Source organism: Massilia sp. Root335, from assembly GCF_001425685.1.
In the GTDB taxonomy this organism is placed as follows: domain Bacteria; phylum Pseudomonadota; class Gammaproteobacteria; order Burkholderiales; family Burkholderiaceae_D; genus Telluria; species Telluria luteola.
In genome coordinates, this window is sequence record NZ_LMCY01000070.1 from 1 (window position 1) to 12,716 (window position 12,716).

At 67.7% G+C, this 12,716-nt stretch carries 7 protein-coding genes; 3 read left to right on the forward strand and 4 right to left on the reverse strand.

Annotation, left to right across the window (positions count from 1 at the left end; genetic code table 11):
• Positions 1-145: 145 nt before the first annotated feature.
• The 3 genes from ASC93_RS28885 to ASC93_RS28895 form a co-directional block, all read right to left on the reverse strand.
• Positions 146-955 (reverse strand): NAD(P)-dependent oxidoreductase, encoded by an 810-nt coding sequence (locus ASC93_RS28885; RefSeq protein WP_056451006.1) that lies wholly within the window; start codon positions 953-955, stop codon positions 146-148.
• Between the two features lie 108 nt (positions 956-1,063).
• Positions 1,064-1,624: an NF038129 family PEP-CTERM protein gene (locus tag ASC93_RS28890; protein ID WP_056451009.1), complete on the reverse strand. Its 561-nt coding sequence runs from the start codon at positions 1,622-1,624 to the stop codon at positions 1,064-1,066.
• Positions 1,621-3,279 carry a right-handed parallel beta-helix repeat-containing protein gene (locus ASC93_RS28895; RefSeq protein ID WP_082548426.1) on the reverse strand — a complete coding sequence of 553 codons (1,659 nt, stop codon included), beginning with the start codon at positions 3,277-3,279 and terminating at the stop codon, positions 1,621-1,623. Before ASC93_RS28895 ends, ASC93_RS28890 begins: the two co-directional genes overlap by 4 nt.
• A gap of 173 nt (positions 3,280-3,452) precedes the next feature.
• Between ASC93_RS28895 and ASC93_RS28900 the strand changes: the two genes are divergently transcribed.
• Both ASC93_RS28900 and ASC93_RS28905 read left to right on the forward strand, forming a co-directional pair.
• Positions 3,453-6,377: a DUF4982 domain-containing protein gene (locus ASC93_RS28900; RefSeq protein WP_056451013.1), complete on the forward strand. Its 2,925-nt coding sequence runs from the start codon at positions 3,453-3,455 to the stop codon at positions 6,375-6,377.
• Positions 6,378-6,380: 3 nt separating this feature from the next.
• Positions 6,381-7,091 (forward strand): GntR family transcriptional regulator, encoded by a 711-nt coding sequence (locus ASC93_RS28905; protein ID WP_056451016.1) that lies wholly within the window; start codon positions 6,381-6,383, stop codon positions 7,089-7,091.
• 8 nt (positions 7,092-7,099) lie between these two features.
• On the opposite strand, the gene ASC93_RS28910 is transcribed toward ASC93_RS28905, so the two are convergent.
• Complete coding sequence (locus ASC93_RS28910) at positions 7,100-8,551, reverse strand: tetratricopeptide repeat protein (RefSeq protein WP_162251962.1); 1,452 nt, start codon at positions 8,549-8,551, stop codon at positions 7,100-7,102.
• Positions 8,552-8,939: 388 nt separating this feature from the next.
• On the opposite strand from ASC93_RS28910, the gene ASC93_RS28915 reads away from it, so the two are divergent.
• Entirely contained in the window at positions 8,940-12,641 is a 3,702-nt protein-coding gene (locus ASC93_RS28915; RefSeq protein ID WP_056451021.1) for a TonB-dependent receptor, read from the forward strand.
• Positions 12,642-12,716 lie beyond the last annotated feature (75 nt).

The following is a 12,716-nucleotide window of genomic DNA, read 5'->3' on the forward strand; positions in this document are numbered from 1 at the left end:
AACACCTTCAGCGATTTCCCCTCAAATTATTCCGGACAGCAGTGCGCCTGCGCGGGAACGACGGCGCGTAGATGCCCGGGAATAACGGCTGTGAGATCGGACGTCAGACGACATCTGACGTGCCGACCCGTGCCTCAGGGCCATGTCACGGCTTGTACTTCGGCCCGTTGTGCAGGAACACGCCGCCTTGATAAAACGTGGTGATGTCGTCGGCCGGCGGATACTCGACCGTCTGCGGCAGCTTGTGCGCGAACTGCGCCGAGCTGTCCTTGGGTTGGTAGCGCAGGAACGCGGCGTGGCGGTCGTCCCACCAGCGGCCCTCGTTGTCCGAGATGCCGAACGTGATCGTGTGCCCCACGCGCGGCGTGACCAACGAGCGGTGCAGCAGCTGCACGAGGTCGTCGAGCGAGAGCCACGTCACCATCTGGCGGTAGTTGGTCGCTTCCGGCCAGCAGTAGCCGATGCGGATGCACACGGTCTCCACGCCGAAACGGTCCCAGTAATAGCGCGACAGCGTCTCGCCGAACACTTTCGACACGCCGTAGTAACCGTCCGCGCGCGGCGGCATCGTGGCGTCGACGATGTCGGTCGTCTTGTACATGCCCATCGTGTGGTTGGTGCTGGCGAAGACCACGCGCCGGATGCCGAGCTTGTGCACGGCTTCGTACAGGTTGACCATGCCGAGGATGTTGGCGTGCATGATCGGCGCCCATTCCTCTTCGGTGGAGATGCCGCCGAAGTGCAGGATGGCGTCGACGCCCTCGCACATGCGCATGACGGCGTCGCGGTCGCCCAGGTCGCACAGGACGATTTCCTCGTGCGGCGCGGCCGGGCCGAAATCGGCGACGTCGGACAGGCGCACGATGTCGGCGAATTCGTGCAGGCGCTCGCGCAGGCGGCGGCCCAGGTTACCGGCGGCGCCGGTGAACAGGATGCGTTTGAATGGTTTCGTCATCGCTCTTTACTGTTAATTACTTGATACGGGAAGGGAAGGCGGACACGCGGTCGGCCCGCGTGCCGCAATGCTAACAGCGTTCCCGTCCCGTTGACCAGCCCGTCCGCTTCAGGCGCGCCGGCGACGGGCCAGCCCGAGGAGCGCGAGACCGGTCAGGCACAGCGCCGGCGCCGGCGCTTCCGGCAGGCGCACGGCGGCCGTCGCCGTCACGACCGGCGCCGCGCCGGGCACGGTGGCGAACGCCAGCGCGTCGCCGTCCTGGTCCAGGTAGTTCAGGCCAGCGTCCAGCAGCGCCACTTCGAGCGTGCTGCCGGCGCCGGGCAGCGGGTCGATGTCGAAGGCGACGTCGAACGCCAGCTGGCCCGTGAAGCGGGTCCAGAATCCGAATTCGTTCCAGCCGGTGCCGTTGCCGAGCACCACACCGGTCGCCGCCGAGCCGCTCACGTCGCCGGCGGCGATGTCCGCGGCGCCGCCATCCGGAGCGATGCCGGCAAAGCCGCTCAGGGTCGCGTGCACGGGGCTGGCCGCGGCCTGGCCGAGGATCAGGAAGTCGAGGTAGCCGGACTGGCCGGCATGGTCCTGCGTGTCGATGGCGACGTGGTACGTCGGGCCGGCGGCGGCCGCGGCGCAGGCGCACAGCAGGGCGAGGGCGAGTGCGAGCCGCTTCATGGCTGGCCCGCGAACAGGCGCGGCGTGTAGCCGATGGCGACGTGCGCCGGGTTCGAGAAGACCAGCGGGAATGTCACCGTCTGCCCCGGCGCGAGATGGGCCGACGTCACGGTCAGGGTCGGCGCGCCGCCCTGGCTGCCGCTGCGGTTGGCAAGCAGGACGCCGTCGCTCAACGTGTCGAGGCGCGCCATCAGCACGCCGTCGTAGGTCGTGGTCGACCGGTTCGTGAAGCTGAGCGTGCCGCTCATCTGCTGCGTCGTGCGGTTCAGCGTGAGGCCCGACTGCGTGACCGTCATGTTCGCACCGGCGTCCGTGAACAGCGTCACCGGCGCGCTGCCTTCGAACCCGCCCAGGTCCGGCGCGGTGCCGCTGTACGGCAGGCCGACGTTGACGCCCTTGTCGAGCAGGTCGCTGCCGCTCGCCAGGCGCAGGTAAGGGAGCGGGGGCAGGCTGCCGTCCGGCAGGCGCGGCGCGTCCCAGCCGGTAAGCAGGGTGCTCTGGAAGTCGGCGCTCGTGACCGACACGCTGGCGAGGTTCCAGCTGTTGTTGGCGACGTCCGCGCCGCCCATGTTCATCACGAGCGTGCCCTGCCACGCGAGGTTGTTGCGCAGGATGCCGAGGCTGATGGCCGCGCCGCTCGGGTCGATGCCGAGCATGTTGAAGTCGGCGTGGTTGGCGACGCCCGTGTTGTTATAAAAGTAGTTAGCGACCGGATGATGGTTGGCGTAGAAGCCGTAGGCCTTGTTCTTGAAGGCGACGTTGAAGCGCGCGGTGTGCTGCGGCGCGTTCGCGACGTACACGCCGCCGTAGCCGCCCAGCTTGAAGCCGTTGCCGTTGCCGGCCGGGACGGACGTCGTGGTGCCGGGATAGTAGCCCATCATCCACGCCCACGAGTTCTCGATCAGCACGGGCGAATACGCGCTGATGGTGTCGTAGCCGTCGTCCGTGTTCGCCCACGCGCGGCAGCCGCGAATCACGTTGCCGGGCTGGTTGGCGCCGATGTGGACGCCGAAGCCGTCCGCGTTCTGCCCCGGGCCGCTCTTGCTGTACGGGTCGTAGTTGTGGTGCGAGTCGACGTTCAGCACGAGGTTGTTGCTGCCCTTCGCGATGAACATGCCCGGACCCATGTGGTGGTGCGTGTTCAGCGCCTCGAAGGTGTTGTTGCTGCCGCTGTTCCACACGCCCCACGATTCGTTGTTCAGCAGATTGCCCGGCTGCTGCGGGGCGCCCGTCACTTCCAGGCCCTTCAGGTGGATCCAGCTGCCCGTCACGTTGAAGCCTTTCACGCGGCAGTTGTCCTTCATCTGCGAAAAGTCGAACACCGGCGTTTCGCCCGGATACGCCCAGTAGCGGATCGTCTTGCCGGATGCGCCGCTCTTGTTCAGGGTGATGACGTTGACGGTGTCCGTCATGCTGGCGCACTGGTTCAGGCCGCCGTGATAGACGTAGGCGCCGCCGCGGAAGTACACGGTGTCGCCGGCCACTGCCGCCGCCTGCGCCCTGGCGAAGCTCGCCCACGGCGCCGCCTGCGTGCCCGCGTTGGCGTCGTTGCCGGCAGGGGCCACGTAATAGGTCGCCGCCGCCGCGCCGCCCGCGCCGGCCAGGATCGCCAGCGCGAACGCGCCGCGTACGAGGTACTGCTGCCTTGATTCCATGCCGTCTCCTTGATTGCTGTTGTTGTTGGACCGTCATTACCTGCCCAAACCGCAGGGGCGTCAATCCGGGCGCGGCGAACGCTCAGCATGTTGAGTAATTGGCGGGACCCCGCAAAGGTCGAATACTGGACTGCTAATATTTCAGTGCCCACTTTCCCGTTGACTGGACCTCCATGAACCTCCGTTTTGCCCTGGCGATGGCGCTCGCCGCCGCCGCGCCGGCCCACGCGGCACGCGCCCTGTACGACTTCAACCCCGGCTGGAAACTCGTCGTCGGCGACCCGCAGGATGCGGCGCGTCCCGGCTTCGACGACGGCGCGTGGAAGCTCGTGAGCCTGCCGCATGCGTGGAACGAGGACGACGCCTTCCGCAAGGACATCGCCGATCTGGCGACCGGCGTGGCCTGGTATCGCAAGCATTTCCGGGTGCCCGGCCTGAAGCCGGGCCAGAAGGTGTTCCTCGAATTCGAAGGCGCGCGCCAGGCCGCCGAGGTGTTCGTCAACGGCCGCGCCGTCGGGCTGCACGAGAACGGCGTCAACGCGTTCGGCGTCGAGATCTCGGGCGCGCTCCTCAAAGGCGACAACGTCGTGGCCGTCCGCACCGACAACAGCTGGGACTACCGCGAGCGGGCGACGGGCCAGCGCTTCCAGTGGAACGACAAGAATTTCTATGCCAATTACGGCGGGCTGTCCAAGAACGTGCGCCTGCACGTGACGGAACCCGTGTACCAGACGCTGCCCCTGCTGGCGAGCCTCGGCACGACCGGCGTGTACGTGTATGCGCGCGACTTCGACATCGCGCACGGCAAGGCGACCGTCCACGCCGAGTCGCAGGTGCGCAACGAATCGGGCAGGGCGCGCAAGGTGGTGTACGACGTGGAGCTGCGCGACCGCGACGGCAGGCGCGTCGCGCATTTCGCGGCGCCCGCGCAGACCATCGCGCCCGGCGCCACCGTCACGCTGAAAGCCGCCGCGCCCGTCGCGGGCCTGCACTTCTGGAGCTGGGGCTATGGCTACCTGTACGACGTCGTGACCACCCTGAAGGTCGACGGCAGGCCGCTCGACGCGGTCACGACCCGCACCGGCTTTCGCAAGACGGCGTTCCGCAACGGGATGATCGCGCTGAACGACCGCGTCATCCAGGTGCACGGCTATGCGCAGCGCACGACCAACGAATGGCCGGCGGTCGGCATGTCGGTGCCCGCGTGGCTCTCCGATTACAGCAACGGCCTGGCACTGGCCGGCAATGCGAACCTGTTCCGCTGGATGCACGTGACGCCGTGGAAGCAGGACGTCGAATCGCTCGACCGCCTGGGCCTGATGGAGGCGATGCCGGCCGGCGATTCGGAAGGCGACGTCAAGGACCGCCGCTGGGACCAGCGCCTCGAGGCCATGCGCGACGCCATCGTCTACAACCGCAACAACCCGAGCATCGTGTTCTACGAAAGCGGCAACAAGGGCGTGAGCGCGGACCACATGCGGGCGATGAAGGCGCTGCGCGACGAGTACGATCCGTACGGCGGGCGTGCGTCCGGCAGCCGCGAAATGCTGAGCCGGGAGCTGAAGCAGGTCGCGGAATACGGCGGCGAAATGCTGTACATAAACAAGAGCGCGGACATGCCGATGTGGGCGATGGAGTACGCGCGCGACGAGGCGCTGCGCAAATACTGGGACGATCTCAGCCCGCCTTACCACAAGGACGGCGACGGGCCGCTGCACAAGGGCCAGGACGCGAGCGCCTACAACCGCAACCAGGACAGCTTCACCATCGAGGACGTCAAGCGCTGGTACGACTACTGGCGCGAACGGCCCGGCACCGGCACGCGCGTGTCCAGCGGCGGCGTGAACATCGTGTTCTCGGACTCGAACACCCACCACCGCGGCGCCGAGAATTACCGGCGCAGCGGCGAAGTGGACGCCATGCGCATCCCGAAGGACGCGTGGTACGCGCACCAGGTCATGTGGGACGGCTGGGTCGACGTGGAGCACCCGCGCGTCCACATCGCCGGCCACTGGAATTATCCTGCGGGGACGGTCAAGCCGGTCGCCGTCGTCTCCAGCGCGGACACCGTGAAGCTGTTCCTGAACGGGAAAGAGCTCGGCCCCGCGCAGCAGAGCGCGCGCTTCCTGTTCACGTTCGGCGACGTCGCCTGGCAGCCGGGCGAACTCAAGGCCATCGGCTATGACGCGCACGGCAAGCAGGTCTGCGAGACGACGCTGGCGACGGCCGGCGCCCCCGTCGCGCTGCGCCTCACGCCCATCGTCTCGCCGCACGGCCTGCGCGCCGACGGCGCCGACATGGCGCTCGTGCAGGTGGAGGCCGTCGACGCGGCCGGCCGCCGCAATCCGCTCGCGCTCGATACCGTCGACTTCGACGTGCAGGGCCCGGCCGAATGGCGCGGCGGCATCGCGCAGGGCCCGGACAACGACATCCTCGCGCGCTCGCTGCCGGTGGAGGGCGGCGTGAATCGCGTGCTGCTGCGCACGACGCCGACGGCCGGCCGCATCGTCGTCCGCGCCCGCGCGCAGGGCCTGGCGCCGGCCGAGCTGGTGCTGGAGTCAAGGCCGGTGGCCGTGCAGGACGGCCTGGCCGCGCTGCCGCCCGCGCCGCCGGCGCACCTGGACCGCGGCCCCACCCCGGCCACCCCGTCGTTCACCGTGTCGCGCGTGGCCGTGCCCGTCGCGGCGGTCGATGCGCCGGACGGGAACAAATCCATCGACGACGACGAGACGACCGCCTGGACGAGCAAGCCCGGCGCCACGCCCGAGATCACGTACACGCTGGCCAGGGCCGCGCGGCTGGCGGAAGTGGTGCTCAAGCTGACGGGCTGGCGCGAGCGCAGGTATCCGCTCAAGGTGTATGTGGACGGCAAGGAAGCGTGGAGCGGCCTCACGCCCACGAGCCTCGGTTACGTGACGCTGCCGTTGAAGCCCGTGCCGGGCCGCTCGGTGCGCATCGCGCTGGACGGCCGTGCGCAGGAGGGCGGCGGGATGCGCCTGACGGAGGTAGCCAACCAGGCGAATACGGCGACGGGGACGAAGGGCGTGTCGACGTCCACGCTGTCCATCGTGGAGGCGGAGTTCTATGAACGGCCGTAAGCGATGAGCGCCCTCGACGTCCCGTTCCGCCTGGACCGCTCGCGCAACGCGACCGCGCAGGTGTTCGAGCACCTGCGCGCGCAGATCGTCGGCCTCGCCCTGAAACCGGGCACGGTGCTGGCGCGACCCGCGTTGTGCGAGTACTTCCAGCTGTCGCAGAGTCCCATCCGCGAAGCGCTGCTGCGGCTGGAGGAAGAGCGCCTCGTCGACATCTACCCGCAGCATCAGACGCGCGTGCGCGCCATCGACCTGGCCGCGGCGCGCCAGGCGCATTTCTTCCGCCTGTCCGTCGAGCTGGAGATCGCGTGGGTGCTCGCGCGCGAGCCCCGCCCGGAGCTGGGCAGGCAACTGCTGGACCTCGTGGCGCGCCAGCGCGGCTGCCTGGCGGCGGGCGACCTGGAACAGTTTACGCGCATCGACATGGAATTCCACAAGCGCATGTACGACGCGTCCGAATTGCCCGATCTGTGGGTATTGACGCGCCGCCGCAGCGGCAACCTGGATCGCCTGCGCCGCCTGCACCTGCCGCTGAACGGCAAGGCGCAGTCGATCCTGCAGCAGCACGGCCGGATCGCGCGCTGCATCGCGCGCGGCGACGCGGCGGGGGCCCAGCGCGCCGTGCGCGATCATCTGTCGGGCACCCTGCAGGCGCTGGACGTATTGCGCGAGCGCTTTCCCGACATGCTGCTGCCGCCGGACTATCCGCCGGCGTAGGCAGGCCGTCAGTGCGACGCGGCGACCCGCGGATGCAGCACGGCGTCGGCGCGCTTGCGCTCGTCCGCGGTCAGCGTCGGCGTCAACGCCTTCAGCGCGCCGGCGGCGCCGTCGTAGCCCGCCTGGGCGGCCAGGTTGAACAGCACGTAGGCCGCGGCCGGGTCCTTCGCGCCGCCTTCGCCGTTGGCCGTCATCGCGCCCAGGTTGAACAGGGCGTCCGGCTGGCCCTGGCGCGCCGCGGCGGCGAACCACTGCCTTGCCGTGGCCAGGTTCTTGCCGACCACTTCGCCGCTGTAGAAATACGTGCCGAGCGCGAACTGGGCGTCGCGGTCGCCCTTCAGCGCCGCATCCTTGTAGTAGACGATGGCCTTGGCGGGATCGGCCTTCACGCCTTCGCCCAGGTCGATCATGTGCCCGGCCGCGAACATGGCGGCGGGGATGCCGGCGTGCGCGGCGGCTTCGAAGTAGGCGCCGGCCGTCCTGACGTCGCGCGGCACGCCGTCCGCCGCGTAATAGGAGCGTGCGAGATGGTACTGCGCGGCCGGGTAGCCCGCGTCCGCCGCTTCCTTCAACTGCGCCAGCCCCTTGACGGGGTCGCGCGGCTCGTCCCTGCCGGCCAGGGCGCGCGCGCCCAGGATGTCGAGGGCGGGCACGAAGCCGTAGCCGGCCGCCTTCCCGTACCACAGGCGCGCCTTGTCCGCGTCACGCGCCACCCCGATGCCGCGGTCGTACATCCGCGCCAGCATGAAGGCGGCTTCGATGCGCGGGGTCATCGCGTCCGGGTGCGCCGGATCGAAGTGCAGGCGCTCGGCGGGATCGTAGCGCTGGTTGTCCACCTTTTCCAGCCATGCGACGGCTTGCGCGCCATCCTTTGGCGTACCGAGGCCGTACAGGTGCAGGCGCGCCAGCATCAGCGCCGCCTCGTCGTAGCCGACCTTGTTCCACGCGGCGGTGAACTGCTCCAGCGCACGCGGGTAGTCCTTGTTGTCGTAGGCTTCGTAGCCGAAGGCGAGCGACTTGTCGTTGCGCGCGATGCGGTTGCGGCCGGCCGCGAAGCGCCGGTCGGCAAGGCCGCAGCCGGGCGTGTTCGTCGCGGCCACCCGGTCGGACATGCCGAGGTCGCGGGCGATGCCCGACGAATCGACCGCATTCGACACGTCGCCTCCCGGCGCCAGGTCGGAGAAGTGCGGCACGTCGTTGGACAGGCTGTCGTCCAGCCCGAAGTCGCTCATGTACGTCGTCATGACCGGATCGTAGGCCGGGTTGTGCGGGTCCATGAACGCGCACGACGACGCCGACCGGCCGTTCAGGATCCGGTCCTTCGCGGCGTTGATCGCATGGGGATCGCCGGCGCGCGCCTTCGTGCCGTTCACGATCACGGTGCCCGTCTGGGCGTGCGCCGTGGCCAGCAGCAGGAGCGAAAGCAAAGCGGGGATGGTCTGTGATCGGGTCGTCTTCATCGGGTCTCCTCGTGGGTGGGCGCGGCTTGCGCGGGCAAGGATAGCGCAGGGCGATCGCGCCGTGGGTCCCCGCGCGATTCGCTCACCGGATTGATCGTTTCGGCGGCGCGCGGGCCCGGCCCGCGGCGTTGCGATAACCGTTCGCAGGGCGCCGGCGTCATCCCGCGCAAAAAATGGCATCGCAATCGCGGTTTTGATTGGTGTGTGTGGCCATTCGAGCACACGCTTCGCTCATGTGGATGAGTATTTCCCGCTGATATATCACGATGGGCGCCCGCAACCCTACACTGTCCCTGAGTCGAAGAGCCAACGACCGCAGCACCAGACCTGCGGCGTCACCGCGAAAAAAGACAGACCGCTCACCACGGTCCACCAAGGAGACAGAAAAATGCACGACATCCGCAACGTCATCCGTCCCACCCGCCTTGCCTATGCCGTCTCGCTGGCAGTCTCGCTGATGGCGAGCCACGCCGCGCTGGCGCAGGACACCCCGCCGGCGCAGGACGCCACCAACACGCAGGCGCCCGGCACCGGCGCGAGCGCGGCCCCGAAGGGCAACAACGAGATCGCGAGCGGCATCGCGACCGTCGTCGTCTCGACCCGCAGATCGCAGCAATCGTCGATCGCCCGCAAGAAAAACGCCGCCACCGCGCTCGACTCGATCGTCGCCGAGGACGTCGGTTCGCTCCCGGACCGCAACATCGGCGAGGCGATCTCGCGCATGGCCGGCGTCGCGCTCGACCGCGGCGACTTCGGCGAGGGCGTCACCGTCGCCGTGCGCGGCAACGGCCCCGACCTGACCCGCGTCGAGATCGACGGCATGGCCGTGCAGTCGGCCAACAGCGTCGGGGCCGGCAGCAGCGGCCGCGGCAGCGAGTTCCGCCAACTGTCGGCGGACCTGATCAAGAGTGTGGACGTCGTCAAGGGCTCGACCGCCGACATGGTCGAAGGCTCGCTGGGCGGCGGCATCATCATCAAGACCCGCACCGGCCTGGACTTCAAGGAGCCGTTCGCCGCCGTGCGCATTTCCGGCACCACGAACAACCTGAACAAGAAGTGGGAGCCTGACACCAACGTCATCCTGTCGCGCAAGTTCATGGACAACCGCCTCGGCGTGATCCTGAACGCGTCGAAATCGACGACCGCCAACGAACAACACCAGATGCAGGTCGCGACCAGCGCGGCCGCCGGCTATTCGCGTGCGATCGACTTCGACAATTCGCCCGAGAAGACGTTCACGTACAACCCGTCCACCTTGAACATGGACGACCCGGCGTCGACGACGCCGGCCGGCCCCGCCGCCGGATCGACGGGCATCTATCCGTACACGAACGGCACCGGCAACTACACCACCTATTCGCCATACGACATCCTGACCAAGTCGGCCGCCGCCCAGACCAAGGCTGCCTGCTACACGGCCTTCCCGCAACTGGCCACCACCGACGCCACGTTGAAGAACCTGAGCTCGTCGAACCGTACCAATGCGGTGAACGAGCGTCAGAATGAACTGATCAGCTGCCTGAACCAGTGGAACGACTACACGCCTTCGCTGATCCGCAACAAGATCCAGACCGAAGTCGACCGCCGCCAGGACCTCGACCTGCGCGCCGACTTCAAGGTGAATCGTGAGCTGACCGTGTACGCCAAGGGCAGCTATTCGAAGCGCCACACCGACAACAACACCTCGTTCCTGAGCCTGGGCGGGATGAATGTCAACACGGCCAAGACGTTCACGGACACGAACGGCGTGCGTGCGGTCGCCTCCGGGGCGAACGGCGCAGGCTACTACCTGTACCCGGGCAACGTCAGCTTCCTCAGCAACGGACCGGCCGTACAGGGCGCGGTGACCAACGTCGACCCATCGACCGTCACCGTGGATGCGAGCCACCACGTGACCGGTTTCGGTATCAGCGACGGCGCGGCCGGCGTCGACCAGATCTTCCAGAAGTCCGATACCGTGACGAAGTATTTCCAGACCGGCGGCGAGTGGCGGCATGACGGGATGACGGCCGAATGGATGGTCGGCGACGCCAAGTCGAACTATACGACCGAGGTATTCCGCACCACGTTCGCCACCCGTTATGGCGCGGCGCAGCTGTCCGTGACGCCGAACGGCCTGTGGGGGTACAACTTCCCGCAGGGCTCGAACTTCAATCTGTACAATCCGGCCAACTACGTGCAGATGGTCCAGCCGGACAAGGCGGCCGCACAGACGAGCGGCACCACGTACATCAACAACATACCGGCGTACACCCAGGCCCAGCAGCCGCTGCTGACGTATTCGCAGCCGCAGCTGACCTACACGCCGGGCATCACCGGCACCGAGGAGCGCACCGCCAAGGCGGACTTCACCTTCCAGATGCCGGAAGCCGTTCCCTTCTTCACCCGCTTCAAGACCGGCTTCAACCTGCGTGACACGAAGTACGACACCAAGGGCGGCAACGGCTACCAGGTGAGTTCGAATCCGATCATCTACGCAAACCGGGGCCTGGTCCGCAGCACCCTCGTGGGCTGCGAGGATACGGCCGGTTCGCTGGGCACGGGCGGCAACAAGTGCCAGTACGGCTACGTGCCGAGCAACCGCTGGGACAGCCAGGGCTCGGGCACGGTCACCGTGACGCCGCAGCAGTTCCAGGACATCATCGCCAAGACGATCACCGGGAACATCACGAAGACCCAGTTCTTCAACGGCGCCAACGGCCAGTTCGACAGCGCGGTGACCAACTGGCCGAACATCGACGTGCAGAAGGTGTTCAAGCTGGCCGGCATCACGAATGCGAACCTGGACTGCGTCAGCAGCTGCACGGGCACCGATGGCAAGACCTACGACGCCCCGGTGACGCGGATGAGCGAGCGCTCCGAAGCGGCCTACGTCATGACCGACTTCAATATCGACCACATCCCCTTCACCGAGCGATCGTTGCCGTTCGGCTGGGATCTCGAAGGCAATCTGGGATACCGTTATATCCGCACCAAGGTGCACGGCGTCGGCAACATGCAGTTCCAGTCGATCACGCGGACCGCCGCCTTCGATCCGGCCAACCCGAACGCGGCCGGCGGCGTCAACGACGTCACCGTGTCGACCAACACCGCGGTGGACGCCACCACGCACGACTTCCTGCCGATCTACAACCTGGCCATGTGGCTCGTGCCGGACCAGCTCGTGGTGCGCTACAACCGCGCCCGCACGGTCGCCCGTCCGCCGGTCACGGCCCTGCTGCCTTCCGGCCTGTGCCGCTACGACGAGCGCGTCGATGCTCAAGGGACGCAGACCTGCACCAAGACCGTCGGCAATCCGGCCCTGCAGGCGCAGAAGAACCTGAACCAGAACTGGAGCGCGGAATACTACCCGAGCAAGGACACGATGTTCTCGCTGTCCTATTTCAACCAGCGCGGCATCGTCGGTCCATCGATCGTGCAGACCGAAAACGGCACGCTGGGCCTGGCACTGGTCGACCCGACCACCGGCAGGTCGCTGGCCGAGCTGCCGTTCTCCTTCCCGACGTACGAGAACGGCGTCCCGACCACCCGCAAGGGCTGGGAGTTCGGTACCAAGACCGCGTTCACGTTCCTGCCGTGGCGCCTGCGCTATCTCGGCTTCGATGGCAACTACACCAAGCTGGCCTCGGTCACCTCGACCCAGAACATCGTGGACCTGCTGACCGGGACGCCGTTGCCGCCGCTGCGCGAATCGAAGTTCCAGTACAACTGGGCGATCTGGTATGACGATGGCCGCCTGTCGGCACGCATCGCCGTGCAGGGCGTGGCCAGCTACTTCAACAATATTTCGGGTTCGAGCAGCAACTACTTGAACAACTACCCGAACGCCAGCGGCAACACCCGCCCGCCGGCCTACAACCCGGGTTCGCCGAACTTCAAGGACGCTACCCGTTACGTCGACGCGAAGGTCAGCTACAAGGTCACCCCGAACATCGAGGTGTTCGTCGAAGGCCGCAACCTGGGCAACACCGCGACCAGCGACAGCCAGGGTTCGTACGTGCCGTTCTCCAGCGGCGCCCCGAGCATCCTGGACTACAGCTACGCCGGCCGCCGCATCATGGCCGGCGCGAACTTCCGCTTCGGCGGTTGATGCCAGAGAGACCGCCCGCGCCCGCGGGCGGCAGGAGCGCGATCCGCCCGGCGGGTCGCGCTCTTTTCATTCACG